This is a genomic window from Mycobacterium innocens (genome assembly GCF_900566055.1).
Classification (GTDB): Bacteria; Actinomycetota; Actinomycetes; order Mycobacteriales; family Mycobacteriaceae; genus Mycobacterium; species Mycobacterium innocens.
Genome location: NZ_UPHQ01000237.1, coordinates 47,095 through 67,751 on the forward strand (window position 1 = coordinate 47,095; position 20,657 = coordinate 67,751).

The 20,657-nt window shown below is 65.5% G+C and carries 21 protein-coding genes and 1 pseudogene; 19 read left to right on the forward strand and 3 right to left on the reverse strand.

The annotated features are described in order from the left end of the window. Window positions 1–90 precede the first annotated feature (90 nt). From EET03_RS22785 to EET03_RS22795, 3 genes are all read left to right on the forward strand, one after another. Complete coding sequence (locus EET03_RS22785) at window positions 91–792, forward strand: SDR family NAD(P)-dependent oxidoreductase (protein ID WP_075540803.1); 702 nt, start codon at window positions 91–93, stop codon at window positions 790–792. 18 nt (window positions 793–810) lie between these two features. Further along, window positions 811–1,017: a ferredoxin gene (locus tag EET03_RS22790; protein ID WP_075540804.1), complete on the forward strand. Its 207-nt coding sequence runs from the start codon at window positions 811–813 to the stop codon at window positions 1,015–1,017. 113 nt (window positions 1,018–1,130) lie between these two features. Beyond that, entirely contained in the window at window positions 1,131–2,387 is a 1,257-nt protein-coding gene (locus tag EET03_RS22795; RefSeq protein ID WP_425271553.1) for a cytochrome P450, read from the forward strand. An 81-nt stretch (window positions 2,388–2,468) separates the two neighbouring features. Here the strand turns inward: EET03_RS22795 and EET03_RS22800 are convergent, their stop codons facing one another. Both EET03_RS22800 and EET03_RS22805 read right to left on the reverse strand, forming a co-directional pair. Beyond that, window positions 2,469–3,644 (reverse strand): acyl-CoA dehydrogenase family protein, encoded by a 1,176-nt coding sequence (locus EET03_RS22800; protein ID WP_075540806.1) that lies wholly within the window; start codon window positions 3,642–3,644, stop codon window positions 2,469–2,471. Then, window positions 3,628–4,626 (reverse strand): acyl-CoA dehydrogenase family protein, encoded by a 999-nt coding sequence (locus tag EET03_RS22805; RefSeq protein ID WP_075540807.1) that lies wholly within the window; start codon window positions 4,624–4,626, stop codon window positions 3,628–3,630. The genes EET03_RS22800 and EET03_RS22805 overlap by 17 nt, the downstream gene beginning before the upstream one ends. Before the next feature lie 99 nt (window positions 4,627–4,725). On the opposite strand from EET03_RS22805, the gene EET03_RS22810 reads away from it, so the two are divergent. From EET03_RS22810 to EET03_RS22845, 8 genes and pseudogenes are all read left to right on the forward strand, one after another. Continuing rightward, a complete protein-coding gene (locus EET03_RS22810; protein WP_075540808.1) occupies window positions 4,726–5,226 on the forward strand; it encodes a nuclear transport factor 2 family protein in 501 nt (166 codons plus the stop codon). A gap of 114 nt (window positions 5,227–5,340) precedes the next feature. After that, window positions 5,341–6,342, forward strand: coding sequence for an NAD-dependent epimerase/dehydratase family protein (locus tag EET03_RS22815; RefSeq protein ID WP_075540809.1), 1,002 nt, complete (start codon window positions 5,341–5,343; stop codon window positions 6,340–6,342). A 157-nt stretch (window positions 6,343–6,499) separates the two neighbouring features. Continuing rightward, window positions 6,500–8,052 (forward strand): annotated as a pseudogene (locus tag EET03_RS22820) (phospholipase C). A 284-nt stretch (window positions 8,053–8,336) separates the two neighbouring features. After that, complete coding sequence (locus EET03_RS22825; RefSeq protein WP_075540810.1) at window positions 8,337–8,768, forward strand: DUF4189 domain-containing protein; 432 nt, start codon at window positions 8,337–8,339, stop codon at window positions 8,766–8,768. A gap of 277 nt (window positions 8,769–9,045) precedes the next feature. Further along, a complete protein-coding gene (locus EET03_RS22830) occupies window positions 9,046–10,146 on the forward strand; it encodes an amidohydrolase family protein (RefSeq protein WP_075540829.1) in 1,101 nt (366 codons plus the stop codon). A 35-nt stretch (window positions 10,147–10,181) separates the two neighbouring features. Further along, entirely contained in the window at window positions 10,182–11,327 is a 1,146-nt protein-coding gene (locus EET03_RS22835) for an amidohydrolase family protein (protein WP_075540811.1), read from the forward strand. Then, a complete protein-coding gene (locus EET03_RS22840; protein WP_075540812.1) occupies window positions 11,328–11,720 on the forward strand; it encodes a Rieske (2Fe-2S) protein in 393 nt (130 codons plus the stop codon). Continuing rightward, window positions 11,717–12,598 (forward strand): alpha/beta fold hydrolase, encoded by an 882-nt coding sequence (locus EET03_RS22845; protein ID WP_075540813.1) that lies wholly within the window; start codon window positions 11,717–11,719, stop codon window positions 12,596–12,598. Before EET03_RS22840 ends, EET03_RS22845 begins: the two co-directional genes overlap by 4 nt. A 5-nt stretch (window positions 12,599–12,603) precedes the next feature. Here the strand turns inward: EET03_RS22845 and EET03_RS22850 are convergent, their stop codons facing one another. Beyond that, window positions 12,604–13,068 carry a hypothetical protein gene (locus EET03_RS22850; RefSeq protein ID WP_075540814.1) on the reverse strand — a complete coding sequence of 155 codons (465 nt, stop codon included), beginning with the start codon at window positions 13,066–13,068 and terminating at the stop codon, window positions 12,604–12,606. Window positions 13,069–13,105: 37 nt separating this feature from the next. Here EET03_RS22850 and EET03_RS22855 point away from each other — a divergent pair, with 37 nt between their 5' ends. The 8 genes from EET03_RS22855 to EET03_RS33110 form a co-directional block, all read left to right on the forward strand. Continuing rightward, a complete protein-coding gene (locus EET03_RS22855) occupies window positions 13,106–14,380 on the forward strand; it encodes an NADH-ubiquinone oxidoreductase-F iron-sulfur binding region domain-containing protein (RefSeq protein WP_075540815.1) in 1,275 nt (424 codons plus the stop codon). Between the two features lie 2 nt (window positions 14,381–14,382). Beyond that, window positions 14,383–14,679 (forward strand): ferredoxin, encoded by a 297-nt coding sequence (locus EET03_RS22860; protein ID WP_063472474.1) that lies wholly within the window; start codon window positions 14,383–14,385, stop codon window positions 14,677–14,679. Window positions 14,680–14,777: 98 nt separating this feature from the next. Further along, entirely contained in the window at window positions 14,778–16,442 is a 1,665-nt protein-coding gene (locus EET03_RS22865; RefSeq protein WP_075540816.1) for a thiolase C-terminal domain-containing protein, read from the forward strand. Continuing rightward, window positions 16,439–17,320, forward strand: a complete 882-nt coding sequence (locus tag EET03_RS22870) for an alpha/beta hydrolase (RefSeq protein ID WP_075540817.1) — start codon at window positions 16,439–16,441, stop codon at window positions 17,318–17,320. The genes EET03_RS22865 and EET03_RS22870 overlap by 4 nt, the downstream gene beginning before the upstream one ends. Then, window positions 17,320–18,126 (forward strand): NAD(P)-dependent oxidoreductase, encoded by an 807-nt coding sequence (locus EET03_RS22875; RefSeq protein WP_075540818.1) that lies wholly within the window; start codon window positions 17,320–17,322, stop codon window positions 18,124–18,126. Before EET03_RS22870 ends, EET03_RS22875 begins: the two co-directional genes overlap by 1 nt. Before the next feature lie 106 nt (window positions 18,127–18,232). Next, window positions 18,233–19,438, forward strand: a complete 1,206-nt coding sequence (locus EET03_RS22880) for a cytochrome P450 (RefSeq protein ID WP_075540819.1) — start codon at window positions 18,233–18,235, stop codon at window positions 19,436–19,438. Further along, window positions 19,435–19,626, forward strand: a complete 192-nt coding sequence (locus EET03_RS22885) for a ferredoxin (protein ID WP_075540820.1) — start codon at window positions 19,435–19,437, stop codon at window positions 19,624–19,626. Before EET03_RS22880 ends, EET03_RS22885 begins: the two co-directional genes overlap by 4 nt. A 111-nt stretch (window positions 19,627–19,737) precedes the next feature. Next, window positions 19,738–20,657, forward strand: a 920-nt coding sequence (locus EET03_RS33110; RefSeq protein ID WP_425271552.1) for a PE domain-containing protein, incomplete at its 3' end; no start/stop codon positions are given.

Below are 20,657 nucleotides of genomic sequence, written 5' to 3' on the forward strand. Positions count from 1 at the left end.
GTTTCGTGGCCGGCTTGCGGGCCGCTCGACGGCGAGAGTAGGGTTCTCATAATTGTAAGGGAGATTCTTTATGATTGAGAGGTTGCGGGCATGAAGACCGCCGTCGTCACCGGCGGCGCGTCGGGCATCGGGCTGGCGGTCGCCCGTCGGCTGCGATCCGACGGTATCGATGTGGCCACCGTCGACCTCAAGCCCAGTGACGCCGAGTTCGCCTACACCGCCGACGTGACGGACCGCCCGCAGGTCGATGCCGCACTGTCGGCGATCCGCGACCGACTGGGACCGGTCACGATTCTGGTCAACGCCGCGGGCCTGGACGGGTTCAAGCGGTTCGCCAACATCACCTTCGAGGACTGGCAGCGGGTGATCGACGTCAACCTCAACGGCGTCTTTCACACCATTCAGGCGGTGCTGCCCGACATGGTCGAGGCCGGGTGGGGACGGATCGTCAACATCTCGTCGTCGAGCACACATTCCGGCACGCCCTACATGGCGCACTACGTCGCGGCCAAATCCGCGGTCAACGGGCTCACCAAAACGCTGGCGCTCGAGTACGGGCCCAGCGGCATCACCGTCAACGCCATACCGCCCGGGTTCATCGATACCCCGATGCTGCGCAAGGCCGCGGAGCAAGGGTTTCTCGGTGACATCGAAGAGAGCATCGCCCGCACTCCGGTGCGGCGGATGGGTAGACCCGAAGACATCGCGGCGGCCTGCGCCTTTCTGGTGTCCGAGGAAGCCGGCTACATCACCGGCCAGATTCTGGGCGTCAACGGTGGCCGCAACACCTGAGCCGGGAAGGAAGGCGTCGTGAAGGTCTGGGTTGACCCCGAACGCTGCCAGGGCCACACCCTGTGCTCCATAATCGCCCCGGACTCCTTCCGGCTCAGCGACATCGACGGCACCTCGTCGGCGGTCAGCGAAGTGGTGCCGGCCTTGCCGGCCGACCAGCAGGACCAGGTGCGTGAAGCCGCGCGATCGTGTCCGGAGCAGGCCATCGTCATCACCGACGGGTAGAACGGGTAAAGGGAGACAGCGGGTTGAGCGTCAGTGACCGCAGCACGCATCGGTACCACTTCGACCGGCACTCCGCAGAGTACCGGTCACGGTTCAAGGCGATCACCGAGGAGATGCACGCCAGCTGCCCGATGGCGTGGAGCGACACCTACGGCGGGCACTGGGTCGCCGCCGGCAGCCACGAAGTGTTCGAGCTCGCCCGCTGTCCCGCCGTCTCCAACGATCACGATGTCAACAACGAACGCCGTGGCTACAAGGGCATTTCGATTCCGACGGCCAGCCGGATCAACGGCGTGCGCGGCGGCATCCTGGAGATGGACGACCCCGAGCACCGCAGCTACCGCAACGTGCTCAACCCGTATTTGTCGCCGGCTGCCGTCAAGCGCTGGGTGCCGTTCGTCGACGACGTGACGCGCGCCTGCCTCGACGAGAGGATCGAGCACGGCAGCATCGACTTCGTCGACGATCTGGCCAACGTCGTGCCCGCCGTTCTGACCTTGGCGCTCATGGGTATTCCGCTGCAGAACTGGAAGATGTACAGCGAGCCGACCCACGCCGCGGTGTATACGCCGGAGCACTCGCCGGACATTCAGCGGGTTACCGAGATGCACCGGCAGATGGGGCTCGACCTGGTCAACAACATGGTCGAGATTCGCAACAATCCGCGGCCCGGGGTGGTCAACGCCCTGCTCGAGATGCGCATCGACGGCAAGCCCGCTCCCGATCTGGAAATACTGGGCAATCTGGGATTGCTCATCGGCGGCGGCTTCGACACCACGACGGCGCTGACCGCCCATGCGCTGGAATGGCTTTCGGAAAACCCCGAACAGCGCGAGCTGCTCAGCAGGCAGCGCGAAAGCCTGCTCGACTCGGCGACCGAGGAATTTCTGCGCTACTTCACCCCCGCCCCCGGCGACGGCCGGACATTCGCCGACGACGTCGAACTGGACGGGCTGCATTTCACAGAGGGTGAGCGGCTGTGGATTTCGTGGGCGATGGCCAACCGCGACCCCGCGGTGTTCCCCGACCCGGACAAGGTAATTCTTGACCGTAAAGGTAACCGGCACTTCAGCTTCGGGATCGGTGTGCACCGTTGCATCGGATCCAACGTGGCGCGCACCGTGTTCAAGTCCATGCTGACCGTGGTTCTCGACCGGATGCCGGACTACCGTTGCGACCCTGCGGGCACCGTCCACTACGAGACCATCGGGGTCATCCAGGGGATGCGCAAGCTACCGGCCACCTTCACGCCCGGCAGCAGGATAGGTGCGGGTCTTGACGAAACTCTCGACAAGCTGCAACGCATTTGTGAGGAGCAGGAACTCGCCAGACCGGTCACCGAACGCAAAGAGGCTGCGGTCATTTGGTGAGCAGCGGCCCTGGCGAGCAGTCGCAAAAGCCCCAAAATCCTCGGCGTGTCGGGCGCTTTTACGTCTGCTCGGCGAAAGAGCTTAGCCGCGCGGCAGCCCCAGCACTCGCTGGGCGATGATGTTGCGCTGGATTTCCGACGTGCCTCCGGCGATGGTGCCGGAAAAGCTGCGGGCGTAACGCTCGAACCAGCTGGCGAAATAGTGATCCAGGTTCATCGGCGCATACGGGCCGGTCAGCGCGGGGTGAACGAGCCCGTCGGAACCGGCGGCTGCCAGGGCATGCTCGCACGCTTGCAGTTCGGCCTCCGAACCCAGCAGCTTGAGCACCGAGACGGCGGCGGTGTCATCCTCGCCGCGGGCGGCGCGGGCCAGCGCCACCGAACCCAGCAGGCGCAGCGCCTGTTTGTCCATCACCATGGTGGCGTACCGGTCGCGTTCGAGTTCCGTGCCGGGACGAAAGTCGGCCAGCAGGTTGTCCAGCCGATCCGCGAAACCCAGCCACATCATGGTGCGCTCGTGCCCGAGGGAGCCATTGGCCACGCGCCAGCCCCGGTTGAGCGGACCCACCAGGTTTTCCGCCGGCACCAGCACATCGGTGAAGAACACCTCGTTGAAATCCAGGTCGTCGGCCGAGCAGATAGACGGAAACGGGCGGCGCACCACACCCGCGGTGCCGGTCGGGATGAGTAATGCGCTGATGCCCTGGTGTTTTGGCGCATCCGGGTCGGTGCGCACGAACGTCAGCAACACGTCGGCGTCATGGGCCCCGGAGGTCCACACCTTCTGCCCGTTGACGACGAAGTGGTCACCGTCCAGCACCGCCCGGGTGCGCAGCGACGCCAGGTCGGACCCGGCGCTGGGCTCGCTCATCCCCAGTGACGCGGTGATCTCGGCGCGCAGGATCGGCACCGCCCAGCGGTGTTTCTGCTCCTCGGTGCCGAACGACAGCAGCGACGCGGCAACGATATTCACGCCTTGGGGGTTGAAACTGTGATAGATCCGCCGGCGGCACAGTTCCTCGAGGTGGACGAACTGCTGAACCACCGTCGCGTTGCGACCGCCGAACTCCGGCGGCTGGCCGGGCAGCAGCCAGCCGTTGTCGAACAGCAACCGCTGCCAGCGGCGCGCCCAAGCCGGCAGATGCGAGACCGAGCGCGGCCGCTCGCCCGTTTCGCTTGCCGGAGGCAGGTTTTCGTCGAGGAAGGCCGCGAACTCCGCCCGGAACGCCTCGACGTCGGGATCAAAAGTCAGCTGCACGGTACTCCTGCGCGATCTGGTCCCGATGCTCGGCCGCACCGCCGAGCATCAGTTCACCGGCCTTGGCCCGCTTGAGCGCGAATTGCAGATCGTTCTCCCAGGTGAATCCCATTGCGCCGTGCAGCTGTAAGCCATGCCGGAACACCAGCGACTGGCACTCGCCCGCGCTGGCCTTGGCCATGGCGGCGGCCAGCCGCCGCCGCGGGTCGTCGGCGGCGATGGTCAGCGCCGCGAAGTAGGCCAGCGCCCGGGCCCGTTGCACCGCGACGTGCATGTCGGCGGCCTTGTGCTGCACCGCCTGGAACGATCCGATCGGTACCCCGAATTGGTGACGGCTGCGCACATGCTCGAGCACGAGATCCAGGATGCGCTGGCAGGCGCCGACCATCGTGACGGCCATGCCGGTCAGCGCAACGTGGCGCGCGCCTTCCCGATCGGCGGTTACCCGGACAGCGTCGGGTACCCGAACCCGATCGAAGGACAGGTCGGCGACGTGCAGCACTGGGTCGAACACGGACTCGCGACGGGCCGAGACCTGATGGGCGTCCACGATGAACACCCCGGCGTCGGTGACCACCGCCAATCGGTCGGCGCGATCGCCGTCGAGAACGTGGCGTGCGGTACCATCGAGCACCCATCCGTCGGCGTCCCGGCGCGCCGTCACCCCGCTGTACACGGCGGTACCCGACTGGTGCGGGTCGAAGTGGTCCATGGCCAGTGGCGCGAACTGGCTCATCGTCGCCAGGAAGGGGGTCGGGTCGGTTGCATGCCCCAACTCCTCCAACACGATCGCCAGCTCCACCGCGCCGGCCGGATCGTTGAGTTCCGTCCAGCCGAGGTCGACATACACCTTCCATAGCGGGCTCGTGTCGACGCCGTCTTCGGCCACGGCGCGCACCAGCGACGGCGGGCACTGCTTGGCGACGACATCGCGCACGGTGTCCTGCCACAAGCGCTGATCGGCATCGAACTCCAACAGCATTCGGGCCGCCTCCTGTCGTCGCTATCATGCGAGAATAGCATTCTCTGATACGGAAGCAGTAATCTCGAAATCGGGCTATGAGGTGCATGAGGAGCTAGGATGTCCGCCACCGCAACGACACTGTGGGAGATCGAGGCGATCAAGCAACTCAAGGCCCGATACTGCCGATACCTGGACACCAAGCGCTGGGATGACTGGCGGCAGCTGTTCACCGACGACTTCGTCAGCGACACCTCGCAGTCGGGCGGGATGGTGATCCGCGGCGCCGACGAGTTCGTGTCCTACGTGCGCCACGCGCTGGGCAAGCCGTCGCAACCCACGGTGCATCAGGTGCACGCCCCGGAAATCACGCTGACGTCGCCGACGACCGCGACCGGGATCTGGGCGCTCGAGGACGTGGTGCGGCTGGGCCCGGGCGTCAATCTCAACGGGCGCGGTCACTACCACGAAACCTACGAGAAGCTCGACGGCGGTTGGCTGATCAAGTCCTCGACGCTGACCCGGCTGCGTGAGGATATCTTCAATCCCATTTTCTCCGTGCGTATTTCGCCTCGGCTGCGGGACACGGCGGCCGCGCTGGCGCGGCGGCTCGGCCGGTGAACCGCCAGACCGTTCTGGTCACCGGCGCGTTCGGCCAGATGGCAAGCGCTGCACCGAAATCCTGCTGCGCCGCGGCCACACCGTGGTCGCGACCCACCACCTTCTGAGGCGGCGATGACCGGAACCACCAAACTAGTCATCGGGGCCAGTGGTTTCCTGGGCTCACACGTCACCCGCCAACTCGTCGCAGCAGGGCAGGACGTGCGGGTCATGGTGCGGCGCACCAGTGTCACCAAGGGCATCGACGACTTATTGCAGACTCGCCAAGTCGAACGCTGTTACGGCGACATCTTCGATGACGCCGCGCTGCGGCGGGCCATGGCCGGCTGCGACGTCGTGTACTACTGCGTGGTGGACGCCCGGATGTGGCTGCGCGACCCCACTCCGTTGTTCCGCACCAATGTCGAAGGCCTGCGGCAGGTGCTCGACGCGGCTCTCGAGGCACAGTTGCGCAAGTTCGTATTCACCAGCAGCACCGGCACATTGGCAATCAACGGCCAGCGGCCCGTCACCGAGGACGACCCGCACAACTGGAACGACGGCGGCGCCTACATCGAGTCCCGGGTGGCCGCGGAGAACCTGGTCCTGCGGTACGTGCGCGAGAAAGGGTTACCGGCGGTCGCGATGTGTATCTCGACCACTTACGGGCCCGGCGACTGGGCCCCGACCCCGCATGGTTCGCTCATCGCGCGCGTCGCCACCGGGCGGTTCCCGTTTTACCTCGGCTTCTCCGCCGAGGTGGTCGGTATCGAAGACGCCGCCCGCGCCATGCTTCTGGCGGCCGACCGGGGCCGCGTCGGCGAGCGCTACATCATTTCCGATCGTTACCTGAGCACCCGGGAAATCCACGAGATCGCGGCCCGCGCGGTCGGCATACGCCCGCCGCGCATTCCGATCCCGATGCCGGTCCTGCGGGCCGCGGCGCGCCTCAACGATCTGGCCGCCCGCCTGCTGCGTCGCGACCTGCTCTTCGCCTACGTCGGAGCGCGCATGGCGGAACTGATGTCGCCGCTGGATCACAGCAAAGCCGAACGCGAACTGGGCTGGAAACCGGAACCGGTGGAAGATTCCATCCGCAAGGCCGCCCGGTTTTTCGTCGCGCACCCAGCCGATTAGGCAATAATCCAGTTGGCGGCATGCCGGCATTTCGCACCCCGGCGAATTTGCGTCTCAGCGCCCCGGCGCATTCGCCACGACACACCCTTTGACGTGTCACGGCAGATCGCCGCCGCAAAGATACAGTTCGCCTAACTGTGCGGAAGGAACCATGGTGATGGGCAAAAACCCGGATGACACAATGTCGCGCCGCGAGTTTTTGGCTAAAGCCGCCGCTGCTACCACTGCCGCCTCTCTCATGTCGTTAGTCGGGCCGGTGATCGAAAAGGCTTACGGCGCCGGGCCGTGCTCGGGTAAGTTGACCGACATCGAGCACATCGTGCTGTTAATGCAAGAAAACAGATCCTTCGATCACTACTTCGGAACACTTTCCGATACCGACGGATTCAATACCGCCTCGCCGCTGTTCCAGCAAAAGGGCTGGGACCCGCGGACCCAGTCGCTGGACCCCTCCGGCATCACCCTCCCGTTCCGTTTCGACAGCACCAGAGCGCCCTTTCTCAACGGCGCGTGCATCAACGATCCCGACCATGATTGGATCGCGATCCATCAGTCGTGGAACGGCGGCGCGAACGACAACTGGTTGCCGGCGCAGGCGAGGACCCGTTCGGCCGCCAACACCCCGGGGACAATGGGCTACCACACTCGTCGAGACATCCCGATTCATTACCTGCTGGCCGACACCTTCACCGTCTGCGATCACTACTTCTGCTCGGTATTGGGTCCGAACTCTCCCAACCGGCTGTATTGGCTCAGTGCCTGGATCGACCCCGCCGGTACCAATGGGGGGCCATTGGTGGAGACCTCCTCCACCGCGCCGATCGGGGCGTTCAACTGGCGCATCATGCCGCAGAACCTCAGCGATGCCGGCGTCAGTTGGAAGATGTACAGCGACAAGTCATTAGGGCCCGCGGTCAACACTTACGTGGGTTACGGCGAGATCGTGCGATGGTTCAAACAGGCCGCAGACCCGCGGTCGGATTTGGCTCGCTTCGGCGTCGCCCCCCGCTATCCCTGGGACTTCGCCGCCGATGTCAGAGCCAACAGGCTGCCGCAGGTCTCCTGGCTGGTTCCGAATATTCTCGTGTCCGAACACCCGGCGATGCCGGACGCGGGCGGCGCCGTCGCGATGGCGGACACGCTGCGGATTCTGCTGTCCAATCCGGCGGTCTGGGAAAAGACCGCGCTGATCGTCAGCTACGACGAAAACGGCGGCTTCTTCGACCACGTCGTGCCGCCGACGGCGCCGCCGGGCACCGCGGGCGAATACCTGACGGTGCCCGACATCGACGGCGTGGCCGGTTCCGGCGGCATCCGCGGACCGATCGGCTTGAGCTTTCGCGTTCCCTGCCTGGTTATTTCACCGTTCAGCCGCGGCGGGCCGATGGCCCACGACGTGTTCGATCACACCTCCCAACTTCGATTGATCGAGAAACGGTTCGGCGTGCCGGTGCCCAACCTCACCGCATGGCGCCGAAGCGTGATCGGCGACATGACGTCGGCCTTCAACTTCGCCGTCGCACCCAACCCGTCGCCACCCAAGCTGAACCAACCCCGACGGGTGCTGCCGGAACTGGCGCAGTGCGGCCTCGGCATCGGAGCGTTGACGGGCACCTATCGCTTGAACCCGCCCTACCGGGTGCCCTACCCGCAGGCGATGCCCAGCCAGGAAACACTCCCGCCAGGGGCATTCCCAGCGGTCTGTGCTGAATCTGCCGGCATCATCGATACAGCTGCGGCCGAAGCGATTTCGACGCATGGAACGCCTGAGGGGTATGACGTCGCGATGTTCGAGATTGCCGGCCGACGAGACGGCCAACCCACATCATGAATTGCCTATGAAGCCCGATTCACACAACCCACGTAGCGGCCAACGCGCCGGTATTGTAGATGGTAAATATTTCTCCCAAGTAAATATCGCATTTCATACAGCGTCAGCGCCCTCATCCATCGGGGCATCGGGAACGGTGAGGCTGTGGTGGAGGTGAGCCCAGGTGAGTAGAGCTGAGAAAAGCACCGGAAAGCTTCGCCGCCGAATCGTACTGGCAGTGTCGGGCCTGGCGGTTGCGGCCGCAATGACCGTCACGCAGATCCATCCGGCAGGCGCCCATACCCACCGGGGTGAGATGACCCATGTGTCCAATATGCCGCCCTCCCCTGTTTACTACGGCGCCATCGCCTACGGACACGACGGGTCAAATGGCAAGGCATGGCGGCACCTCTCCAAGGCGCAGGCCAAGCAGCGTGCCTTGGAGCTGTGTGGGATCCACACGTGCACAGTGGTCAGCGTCTTCACCCGATGCGGCGCGGTCGCCCACGACGGCGCGAAGTACCACGGCGGTTACGGGTACAACCGCGGCGCGGCCGAAGCACACGCCATGGCCAACCTCGGTGGCGGGCGGATCGTTGACTGGGCGTGCAACTAGCCGTTGCCGATCGCGTCGGCTGCCCCGGGTTCGCGCGCCGAAGTCATCCTTGTCTTCGGATCCCGCTCGGAGCGCCCCTCATCGAATGAGAGAATGATATTATCCGTATTGAAGAACAATACTGGCAATATGGCCGGCAACAACACCGCGTAGCAGGGCAGATGATTAATCGAAATGCTTACCGGAAAGGCGTTGATCGGCGACCGACGGAAATGTTAGGTTGTCTATCAGATGCCCTGACCGGGCTCGTCGTCGCCGGAGCCGGAGGGTGGGTTTCGTGATCGAGGATGCCGAGGGAACGCGCACACCGGTCATCGATGCCAGTGTGCACATCTTCTTTCCGTCCAACAAAGACCTGCGCGGCTTCCTGCGCGAGCCGTTCAAGAGCCGCGGCTTTCCCGACTACGAGATGGACTGGTACGGAGCGCCCGGCGGCGAGTACGCCCCGAACGCCGAGGGGCCGAACCGCGAATACCCGGGTTCGAACGTGGAACTCGTTGCCGGCGAACTCTTTTCCAAACGCGGTGTCGACGTGGCGATCCTGCATCCGATGGGCCGCGGCATCATGCCCGACCGGCACCTCGGCAGCGCGCTGCACGCCGCCCACAACGAGATGATGGTGTCGCGCTGGCTCGAGCACGACCAGTTCGGCGAGAAGTTCCGCGGCACCATCCGGGTCAACCCCGACGACATCGCCGGCGCGCTCCGTGAAATCGAAAAGTGGCGCGCCCACCCGCGTGTCGTTCAGATCGGCGTTCCGCTGCAGTCCCGCGAGGTCTACGGCAAGCCACAGTTCTGGCCGTTGTGGGAAGCCGCGGCCGACGCGAACCTGCCGGTGGCGGTCCACATCGAATCCGGCGAAGGTATCGGATTTCCGCCCACTCCCTCTGGGCATACGCGCACCTACGAGCAATACGTCGGCTTCATGGCGCTGAACTACCTCTACCACCTGATGAACATGATCGCCGAGGGTGTGTTCGAGCGCTTCGGCAACCTGAAGTTCGTCTGGGCCGACGGCGCCGCGGACTTCGTGACACCGTTCATCTGGCGGATGGACGTGTTCGGCCGGCCGCACCTGGAACAGACGCCGTGGGCGCCGCGGATACCGAGCGACTATCTGCCCGGTCACGTGTACTTCGTGCAGGGCTGCCTCGACGGTCCCGGCGATGCCGACTTCGCCGGTGAGTGGTTGTCCTTCAGCGGCAAGGAGAACATGGTGATGTTCGGCTCCAGCTATCCGCACTGGCAGTGCTGGGACATCCGGGAGCTTCCCACGGCGTTGTCCGCCGAACAGCGCGAGAAGTTGTGCTGGCGCAACGCCGCCAACCTCTACGGGATCGAGATTTCCGTCGACTCGCTAGAGGTTAGCCGGGGGTAGTCGCACAATGGTGACACGGGACTGAGGAGATCACGATGACGCTGACCCATCTGCACGAACGCGTTCCCGCCGCCGAGCGCATCGCCGTCCGGTGCGTCGACTCCGACGTTCACCCGATGCCCAGACGCGGTGAAATCTCGCAGTACATCCCGGAGCCGTGGCGCAGCAAATACTTCCTCGAACACCGGGTTGGCGAGCTGATCTACTACGACGCCCCGGACTACGCCCACAGCTTCGCGATGCGCGTCGACACCTTCCCTCCCGACGGCGAGTTTCCCGGCAGCGACCCGGATATGGCCTTTCGCCAGCTGATCATGGAGGCCGGCTCCGACATCGCGATCCTGGAGCCCGGCGGCCGGACACCGCGCCTACCCGAAGCGCACCAGGCATATTCAACCGCACTCAATCACTGGCAGGCCAATCACTGGCTCGACGGCCACAACAACTGGCATCAGCGCTGGCGCGGTTCGATCTGCGCGGCCGTCGAGGACCCCGAAGGGGCGGCCCGCGAAATCGAGGAATGGGCCGGACACCCGTACATGGCGCAGGTGCTGATCAAGGCCGAGCCGCGCCCCTCATGGGGTCACCCGATGTACAACCCCGTCTGGGCGGCCGCAACCAAGCACGACATCACCGTGAGTTGTCACCTATCGCGCAGCAACTACGAGATGCTGCCGACGCCGCCGGTGGGGTTCCCCAGCTACAACCACGACTTCATGGTGACCTACTCGCTGCTGGCCGCAAACCAGGTGATGAGCCTGATCTTCGACGGCGTCTTCGACCGGTTCCCCACACTGCGGATCGTCTTCGTCGAGCATGCGTTCACCTGGATCCTGCCGCTGATGTGGCGCATGGATGCGATCTACGCGGCGCGCAAATCCCGGGTGGACATCAAGCGCAAGCCGTCGGAATACGTCAAGGAACACATCAAGTTCACCACCCAGCCGCTGGACTACCCGGAGGACAAGACCGAACTGACCCGAGCACTGGAATGGATGGAATGCGAGAAGATCCTGCTCTTCTCCTCCGACTACCCGCACTGGACTTTCGATAACCCGCGGTGGTTGGTCAAGCACTTGCCCAAAGCGGCCCGGGATGCGGTGATGTACAAGAACGGCATCGAGACCTATCACCTGCCGGAGACGGTGCCGGTGCTTGAAGGTCAAACCCGGGTGCTCTGAATGCCGAAGGAGACCACGCGACCCCGCCTCGCCCAGGGCCGCGAGCATGTCGTCGCGACGGTGGACGAAATTCCTTCGGGCACACACAAGTTGGTGCCGATCGGGCGGCACGGCGTGGGCGTCTACAACGTCAACGGCACCTTCTACGCCATCGCGAATTACTGCCCGCACCAGGGCGGTCCGCTGTGCTCGGGACGCGCCCGGGGCCGCACCATCGTCGACGAAAGCGCCCCCGGCGACGCGGTCATGGTCCGCGATCTGGAATACATCTACTGCCCGTGGCATCAATGGGGTTTCGAGCTGGCGACCGGGACGACGGCGGTCAAACCGGAATGGAGCATTCGCACCTACCCGGTCCGCGTGGTGGGCAACGACGTGCTGGTGATGGCATGACGCAGCCGAAGCAGTCTGCCATCGAAGTGAACGGCGGCACCGTGGTGTACGAAATCCTCGGTGTGTCAGGCGATCTGATTGTTCTGACACCAGGCGGCCGATTCGGCAAGGACATTCCCGGCCTGCGTCCGCTGGCCGAGACACTGGTCGGCGGCGACTACCGGGTTTTGTTGTGGGACCGGCCGAATTGCGGCGCCTCCGATGTGCAGTTCTACGGTCAAAGCGAATCGCACATGCGTGCCGAGACCCTGCGCGGCATGTTGAGCGCGCTCGGGGTCGATCGGTGCATCATCGCCGGAGGTTCCGGCGGGGCGCGGGATTCCATGTTGACCACGATGCTCTATCCCGAGCTGGTGGAAAAGCTGGTGGTGTGGAACATCGTCGGCGGCGTGTACGGCATGTATCAGCTGGGCGCCTACTACGTGCTGCCCAGCATCCAGGCGGTGCGCTGGTCCGGTATCGAGGGGCTGCTCAAGGTACCCGAGTGGCGCGACCGCATCGATCAGAATCCGGCCAACAAGCAGCGGTTCCTCGATCTGGACCCCGATGAGTTCCTCACGGTGATGTTGCGCTGGCTCAACGCGTTCGTACCCAAGCCGGGACAGACGATTCCCGGCGTCGACGACGAAATGTTTGGCCGCATCAAGGTTCCCACGCTGATCATCCGCGGCGGCGAGAACGACTGGGATCATCCCAAGCGCACCTCGCTGGAGGTCAGCTGCCTGATCAAGGGATCGACGCTCATCGACCCGCCCTGGCCCGAGGACGCGTGGGAGCGTGCGGCCGAGGAGCGCGCGGCGGGTAAAGTAAAGCACTTCAACATGTTTGACACCTGGGTGCAGGCGGCACCGGCGATCCTCGAATTCTTGAGGTCCTGATGCGGCTACCTGATGTGAATGTGGACCTCACAGTTCAGCGATGCTTCCAGCGCCGTATGGATCCGGCTTTCCGGGACGCGCTCGAGGTCGGCTTCGCGCAGCGTCACGTGGATGACGTCGTAGCCGTCGTCGCCGGGCTCGCGGGTGATCTCGCCGGCGAGCCCGAATGCGGACAGCACACCGTGGGCGTCGTCGTCGGTTCCCCTGCTGATGAAGGTGACCGCGCCCGCTGCCGGCTCGGTGCCGAAGGCACCAAAAGCTCTGCTGCACAACTCAATTGCGGTCCGCTTGGCCGCATGGACGTCGTCACTGGCGATGAGCAGTTGCACGTCACGGCCATGATCGTTTTCGACGACGTCGGCGCCAATTTCTGCGGTGAGCCCGAGGAGCGCAGCCATGCCCTCGCGTAATTGTGCCGGCGTGAGCACACCGGTCGGGTCGACGTTGACGCGCACCACCGCAGTCCGCATGCGGGCTAGCCTAACCGCAGAGTCGGTGGGCTGAGCGATGGAAGCCACCGACACCGCATTCAGGACCGTCGCCTGGTCCGGCTGTCAGTCCCGGCTGCTGAGGGACAGCCGCGACCGGGAGGACCTTGCGGCGTACCGGGGGCAAGGCGGGTACCGCCCGCTTGCCGACGCCGATGAATTGCTGCGCGAGGTCGAATCCAGCGGACTGGTGGGCCGTGGCGGTGCAGCGTTTCCGCTCGGGGTGAAGTTGCGGGCGGTACGCGACAACGGCCGTGGCGCCGTGGTCATCGCGAACGGGGAAGAGGGCGAGCCGGCTTCGATCAAGGACCGCTGGCTGCTGCGGAATCGGCCACATCTGGTGCTGGACGGCTTGCGATTGGCAGCGGCGATCGTGGGCGCCGAGCGTGCGTATGTCTATGTCTCCGACGTTGATTCGGCGCGCAGTGTCGAAGCTGCGCTCAGCGAGCTGGACTCGCTCGGCATGCGCGTCGACTTGTGGACCGTCGAGCCGGGATATGTCGCCGGCGAGGAGACCGCCGCCGTTCGTGCGATCAACGGTGGCCCGGCCAAGCCGTCGGACAAGCCGCCGCGCCCCTTCGAAGCGGGTGTCAGCGAGCGCCCGACGCTGGTCAGCAATGTCGAAACGCTGGCCAATCTGCCGTTCCTGCAGCGGCACGGCTCAGCGCCATTCCGCGCGGAAGGCACCGCGCTGTCGCCGGGGACCTTCCTGGCCACCATTACCGGAGCCAACCGGCCACCCGTTCTGTACGAACTGCCGCACGGCTTGCCGTTCGCCGAACTGCTCGCGCTGCATGGTGTTTCGTCCGAACGAGTGCGCGGAGCGCTGATGGGCGGCTACTTCGCCGGCTTACTAAACCGAGCCGTGCTCGATACCACGTTGGACCATGAGACGATGCGGCGGTTCGGCAGCGGACTGGGTTGCGGTGCCGTCTCGTTGATCACCGACGACTGCCCGGTCGCTGTTGCGGCGTCGGTGCTGGCCTACTTCGACCGCGAAAATGCCGGGCAGTGCGGGTCATGTTTCAACGGCACGGCGGCGATGGCGGCGGTCGGCGGGGCGTTGCGGGATTCGGTTGCGACGAAAGAGGATCTGGGCCGACTGCGCCGCTGGTCGGTGGTACTACGCGGACGCGGCGCCTGCGCGACACTGGATGCCGCCACCAACGTCGCCGCCAGCCTGCTCGACCAATTTCCCGACGAAGTGGCTGACCATCTCGCCGGAACCTGTCACGACTGCAGCCATGGCGCATTCCGCGCCGACCGTCCCTACCAGGTTGAGGCGGTGAGCTAGCCATGAAAATCCGTCTCGACCGCACAGTGTGCGATGGCTTCGGCGTGTGCGCCAAGCACGCGCCCGGGTACTTCTCGCTCGACGACTGGGGATACGCATGCCTGGTCGGGGACGGCACCGTGCCGGACGACGACCACGACTCGGTCCTGCGGGCACTGCTGGACTGCCCGGTGCACGCGATCACCGAGATGGGCGACCGCATACCCGAAGCCGCCCACCCATTCTCCAGCAGTGCGGAAGATCCCGCCGAGAACGTCAAAACCGAGTCGAACGAAGCGCAGTGGGGGTTCACGCGTTGACGGGCCTCTTACTATTTCGCGCCGAGTCTGCGCTCAGATCACACTTCGCCCCCCACTTGATCGCGCGCTGAGCGCAGTTTCGACGGAAAGAAGGTGACGTGTCAGCAACACCCGGACGCCCGTTGCCCCTGGTCACGGACGAGAACGAATTCTTTTGGACCTCGGGCGCCGACGGCAAGCTTCGGTTCCAGGAATGCCAGACGTGCGAAGCGCTGATCCATCCGCCCGCACCGGTATGCCGCTACTGCCGGTCACGCGAAATCGGAGTTCGGGCCGTTTCGGGCAAAGCGACCCTGGCGGGGTTCACCGTGAACCATCGATTCAGCGTGCCCGGGATGCCGGCGCCCCATGTCATCGCGCAGGTGGCGATCGTCGAGGATCCCCGAGTCCGGCTGACCACCAACATCGTGGATAGCGATCCCGACCAGCTCGAACTCGGTCAGCCGGTGGAGGTCGCCTTCGAGCAGATCGAGGACGTGTGGCTGCCCTTGTTCCGGCCGATTCCCGATGCCCAGCCCGCTCCCCTGCCCGACGACGAGATCGCACCCGAGCGCTTTGGCGAATACGTCCGGCCCATGCTGACCACCGAGAAATTCGAGGACAAGGTCGCGCTCACCGGGATCGGAATGTCGCCGAACGGTCGCCGGTTGATGGTTCCGCCGCTGTCGCTAACGGTGCAAGCATGCGAGGCTGCGATCGCTGATGCCGGGCTGACGTTCGCCGACATCGACGGGCTATCGACCTACCCCGGCGGAGGCAACCTCGGCGGGTTCGGCGAGGGCGGCGTGACCGCACTGGAGGCGGCGCTCGGCATCCGTCCGGTCTGGCACAACGGCGGCATCGAGACCTTCGGCCCGGGCGGATCGGTGATCGCGGCGATGCTCGCGATCGCCGGCGGCCTGGCGCGGCACGTGCTGTGCTTCCGGACGTTGTGGGAAGCCACCTTCAACGAGCTGATGAAGCAGGGCAAGATCACACCCCCGTTCTCGTCGGGGGGGCGCACGCCTGGTTGGCACTATCCGTTCGGCGCCACGTCGGCGGCGCACACGCTGGCGATCAACGCGCAGCGCCACTTTCACCGTTACGGCACGACGATAGAGACGCTGGGCTGGATCGCGTTGAACCAGCGCGCCAACGCCGAGCTCAACCCGACCGCGGTCTATCGATCACCGATGACCATGGACGACTATCTGAACGCACGGCCCATCACAACACCTTTCGGTCTCTACGACTGCGACGTGCCGTGCGACGGCGCCATAGCCGTCGTCGTCTCCGCGGTCGACGCGGCCCGCGACCTGGCCAAGCCACCCGTGTTGGTAGAGGCGGTGGGAACGCAGATCATCGAGCGAATCGACTGGGACCAAAGCACTCTCACGCACGAGCCGCAGGTGCTGGGCCAGGCCGCGCACATGTGGACCCGCACCTCACTGCGGCCCCAAGACGTCGACGTCGCCGAACTGTACGACGGCTTCACGATGAATTGCCTGTCCTGGATTGAGGCGCTCGGATTCTGCGGGATCGGCGAGGCCAAGAATTTCCTCGATGGCGGCAAGAACATCGCCCGCGACGGCCAGCTGCCACTCAACACCCATGGCGGCCAGCTTTCGCACGGCCGCACTCACGGCATGGGTCTGCTGCATGAAGCGATAACCCAATTGCGCGGGGAGGCCGGCGCACGCCAGGTCGCCGACGCCCGCGTCGGCGTGGTCAGCAGTGGCGGCCTGACACCCAGCGGCGTACTCCTGTTGCGGACTGACACATGACCACGCCGCGCCCTAGGGTGGTGATCGTCGACGGCGTGCCCATGTCGGGCCTCGTCGCGGAGGCCGAAGACCCCAAGGCCGTCGTCGTGGCCATCCATGGCGGCGGCACGTCCGCGGTCTATTTCGACTGTCCTGGGCATCCGCATTTGTCGTTGCTGCGGTTGGGCGCGGCACTCGGATTCTCCGTTGTCGCGCTCGACCGGCCCGGCTACGGCAGTTCGGCACCGTACCCCGAGGCGATGCAACGGCCGGAGCAACGCGTCGACCTCGCCTTCGGCGCCGTCGACCGCATCCTCGGCCAGCGGCCGCAGGGGGCCGGGTTGTTTGTGATGGGTCATTCGGGCGGCTGCGAGCTGTCGGTACGCATGGCGGCCAGCCCACGCGGCGTCGACCTACTCGGCCTCGAACTGGGTGGTACCGGTCGGCGGTATCAACCCGCCGCCAAGGAAGTCATGAAGGCGGCCGCGCAACAGGATCGCCCACCGGGTGTGCGGGAGCTGTTGTGGGAACCGATTCGGCTGTATCCGGCCGACATCCCGCGGGGGATCACGAATAGCTCGACAGCGCCGCACTACGAGCGGGCCATGGCCTTGAACTGGCCGCACCAGGACTTCCCGGCGTTGGCGCCCGGGGTGCGCGTCCCGGTTCGCTTCACCGTGGGCGAGCACGACAACGTGTATCGCACCGACCCGACCGCCCTGGCAGAAATCACCGAATTATTCCCCGCAACACCACGTTTCGTCAGCAACCTGGAACCAGACACCGGGCACAATCTCAGCCTCGGGCACACGGCCGCCGACTACCACCGCAACCTCTTTGCCTTCGTCGAGGAATGTGCGGCGGCGCGCTCAGCGACCGAAGACTTGGAGGCCGGTTGATGCGGGTCGGATTCATCGGGTTGGGCAGCCAGGGCGGCCCCATGGCGCGGCGGATCATCGAGGCCGGCTACCCGACGACGCTATGGGCGCGCAGGCCCGCGACCCTCGAGCCCTTCGCCGATACCCCGGCGAAGACCGCGCCGTCCCCGACCGAGCTCGCCGCCGCAAGCGATCTGGTCTGCCTCTGCGTGGTTGGCGACAAGGACGTCGAAGAACTCACCGACGGGCTGCTGGCCGGCCTGGCGCCGGGCGGCGTGATCGCGGTGCATAGCACGGTGCATCCCGACACCTGCCGGAAGCTTGCAAATAGGGCTGGTGCACAAGGTGTTTCGGTAGTAGATGCACCGGTGAGCGGCGGCGGCCCGGCTGCGGTAAAGGGCCGCCTGCTGGTGATGGCCGGTGGTGACGCCGACGTCGTGGAAGGCTGCCGCCCGGTCTTTGAAACGTACGCGGATGCCGTGGTGCACGTCGGTGATCTGGGCTCCGGACAAACCACCAAGCTGCTCAACAACTTGCTGTTCACCGCCAACCTGGGCACCGCGGCGACCGCCCTGTCGCTGGCGACAGCCCTCGGCGTCTCGCCGCAGCGCCTCACCGAAGTCGTCGCCCGCAGCAGCGGTAACAGCTTCGCGCTCAATGCCATTGGCGATACCGGCAGCTTGGACCGGCTTGCCGGCCTGGCCGGAGCACTGCTGCAGAAGGACGTGCGACTGGTCGTCGACCTCGCCGAGGGGGCCGCGGCTCGCGGTGGGGCCGTTCTGGCTGCCGCCGACGCCGCCCTGACCCTGATGGAACACCCCCGATGACCGAGTCCTTTTCCGCTCGCCACGAAAGCGCTACCGTTAGTACTACAGTCTGGCATTCCGTTACTGCCGCTCCCAGCCCTCAGCTCACCGTCGAGGAGGATGTTCAATGACCAAATCTAAGGTCGTCTTCGATCCGTTTTCCTTGGATTTCTTCAACGGCGCGTGGGATACCTATCGGCGGATGCAGGAGGAGACCCCGGTCTACTACAGCGAGGAGTACGACTTCTACGCGTTGACCCGCCACGAGGATGTGGCCGCGGGGCTGAAGAACTTCGAAGAGTATTCGTCGGCCTACGGCATCGACCTGTCGATGGTGCGGACCGGAAAGCCGCCGCAACAACGGTCGATCATCTTTATGGACCCTCCTGATCACCGGCACATGCGCAGCTTGCTCAACAGAGTCTTCACGCCGCGCGCCATCCAATCCCAACAGCAGATGGTCGCCGAGAAGATCGACAAGTACCTCGGCAAGGTCGATCCCGACCGGTTCGATGTGGTGCAGGACTTCTCCGCTCCGTTCCCCGTGGAGGTGATCACCACCATGCTGGGGGTACCGGAGGAGCACGCCCAGCGGGTGCGACACTTGATCGACGAGTCGCTGCATCGCGAACCCGGACAGGTCGAGGTCGGCGAGCGGGGTATGCAAGCCAACATCGAAACCTGGATGTTGTATTACGAACTCCTACAGCAGCGCCGCGCCGAGCCGCGCGACGACCTGTTCACCAAGCTGATCAACGCCGAGATCGAACGTGAGGACGGCCAGAAAACCAAGCTGGATGACGTCGAAATAGCCGGATTTGCAACGTTATTGGGCGGTGCCGGCGCGGAGACCGTGACAAAGCTGGTCGGCAATGCGCCGGTGGTGTTCGCGCGGTTCCCCGAGCAGTGGCAGAAGCTGCTCGACGATCGCAGCAAGATCCCCGCGGCCGTCGAAGAGCTACTGCGCTACGAGGCGCCGTCCCAATATCAGGTTCGTTGTTCGACGAAAGAAGTCGAGCTGCACGGCGTCACGATTCCGCCAATGAAGCCGGTGTTCCTGATCAACGCCGCGGCCAACCGCGACCCCGAAGCATGGACGGATCCTGACAACTTCGACATCGACCGCGACCGGCACGAGGCCTTGAACCTGAGCTTTGGCTACGGGATTCACAGCTGCCTGGGCGCTGCGCTAGCCCGCATGGAAAGCACGATCGCGCTGGAGAAGCTGCTCGACTTCATGCCCCGCTATGAGGTGGACTGGGACGGCTGCAATCGCGTGCACATGCAGAACGTCGCGGGCTGGAAGAACGTACCGGTCAAGGTGCTGCGATGAAGGTCGACGTCGATTGGGATCTGTGTGAGAGCAACGGGGTGTGCATGGGCATCGTCCCCGAGGTTTTCGAGCTCGGCGACGACGACATGCTGACCGTCTTGCAACCAGATGTCGCGCCGGAGAACGAGGAGCTGGTGCGCGACGCCGTGCGTCAATGCCCGCGGCAGGCGATCTCGATCACCGAGTAAATCGCTTTCGGCTCGAGCCGAAACACCGACGCGCTGATCCGAAGTTACGATCGGCTTGTTCCCAAACCAAGCGCGGGACGCGCTCACCGACCGCTATCGGAGGACAGACCCGTGTCGTTCGTCATCGCCTCTCCGGAGACGTTCACCACGGCCGCAATGGATTTGGAGCGCATCGGCGCGGCGATCAGCGCCGGGAGCGCGGCCGCGGCTGCCCGGACGACGCGAATAGCGGCCGCGGCCGCTGACGAGGTTTCGGCGGCGATTGCCGCCGTGTTTCGGCGAGCACGCCCAGAGCTATCAAGCGCTGAGCGCACAGGCAGCGGCGTTTCATCGGCGGTTCGTCGACGCCTTGAGTGCCCCGGTGGGATTTCGTACGCGGCCGCGGAAGCCGCTAACGCCTCGCACTTACAGGCTCTTGAGCAGCAGGCGCTCGGCGTGGTGAACGCGCCCACCCAGGCGCTGCTGGGGCGTCCGTTGATCGGCAACGGCGCCGACGGAGCGGCCGGAACCGGGCAAAACGGCGGGGCCGGCGGCCTGCTCTACGGCAACGGCGGCAATGGTGGATCCGGCGGCGCCGCCCACCCTGCCGGCGGCAAAGGTGGCGATGCCGGGTTGTTCGGCCGCGGCGGCAACGGGGGGCAAGGCGCTCCCGGCGCGGCTGGCGGCGCCGGCGGCAATGGCGGGCTGTTCACCGGTGCCGGTGGAGCCGGCGGGGCCGGCGGCAACGCCCTCATTCCCGGCGGGAACGGCGGGATGGGCGGTAACGGCGGATCGACCGGGTTGTTCGGCCAGGGCGGGGTCGGCGGGCAAGGCGGCCTGGGCGCGCCCGGTGCCACCGGTGTCAACCCCACTCAACTGATGGACCAGGGCCCCCCGGCGGCCAGCGGCACCAACGGCGCCAATGCGCCGGGCGGCGTCGGTGGGCCCGGCGAGCCCGGCTTCAATGGAGTCAGCAGCGCCACCCAGGGTCAGCCCGGTGGTACCGGCGGCGCCGGCGGCTTCGGCGGCGGCGGGGCGGGAGGTATCGGTGG

What these genes read in the sequence shown, in the direction of transcription:
- EET03_RS22840 (WP_075540812.1), top strand. Translation starts at nt 11,328, where the DNA reads ATGCCGAAGGAGACCACGCGACCCCGCCTCGCCCAGGGCCGCGAGCAT.
- EET03_RS22845 (WP_075540813.1), top strand. Translation starts at nt 11,717, where the DNA reads ATGACGCAGCCGAAGCAGTCTGCCATCGAAGTGAACGGCGGCACCGTG.
- EET03_RS22885 (WP_075540820.1), top strand. Translation starts at nt 19,435, where the DNA reads ATGAAGGTCGACGTCGATTGGGATCTGTGTGAGAGCAACGGGGTGTGC.
- EET03_RS22835 (WP_075540811.1), top strand. Translation starts at nt 10,182, where the DNA reads ATGACGCTGACCCATCTGCACGAACGCGTTCCCGCCGCCGAGCGCATC.
- EET03_RS22855 (WP_075540815.1), top strand. Translation starts at nt 13,106, where the DNA reads ATGGAAGCCACCGACACCGCATTCAGGACCGTCGCCTGGTCCGGCTGT.
- EET03_RS22805 (WP_075540807.1), bottom strand. Translation starts at nt 4,626, where the DNA reads ATGCTGTTGGAGTTCGATGCCGATCAGCGCTTGTGGCAGGACACCGTG.
- EET03_RS22870 (WP_075540817.1), top strand. Translation starts at nt 16,439, where the DNA reads ATGACCACGCCGCGCCCTAGGGTGGTGATCGTCGACGGCGTGCCCATG.
- EET03_RS22815 (WP_075540809.1), top strand. Translation starts at nt 5,341, where the DNA reads ATGACCGGAACCACCAAACTAGTCATCGGGGCCAGTGGTTTCCTGGGC.
- EET03_RS22860 (WP_063472474.1), top strand. Translation starts at nt 14,383, where the DNA reads ATGAAAATCCGTCTCGACCGCACAGTGTGCGATGGCTTCGGCGTGTGC.
- EET03_RS22875 (WP_075540818.1), top strand. Translation starts at nt 17,320, where the DNA reads ATGCGGGTCGGATTCATCGGGTTGGGCAGCCAGGGCGGCCCCATGGCG.
- EET03_RS22810 (WP_075540808.1), top strand. Translation starts at nt 4,726, where the DNA reads ATGTCCGCCACCGCAACGACACTGTGGGAGATCGAGGCGATCAAGCAA.
- EET03_RS22880 (WP_075540819.1), top strand. Translation starts at nt 18,233, where the DNA reads ATGACCAAATCTAAGGTCGTCTTCGATCCGTTTTCCTTGGATTTCTTC.
- EET03_RS22795 (WP_425271553.1), top strand. Translation starts at nt 1,131, where the DNA reads ATGCACGCCAGCTGCCCGATGGCGTGGAGCGACACCTACGGCGGGCAC.
- EET03_RS22785 (WP_075540803.1), top strand. Translation starts at nt 91, where the DNA reads ATGAAGACCGCCGTCGTCACCGGCGGCGCGTCGGGCATCGGGCTGGCG.
- EET03_RS22850 (WP_075540814.1), bottom strand. Translation starts at nt 13,068, where the DNA reads ATGCGGACTGCGGTGGTGCGCGTCAACGTCGACCCGACCGGTGTGCTC.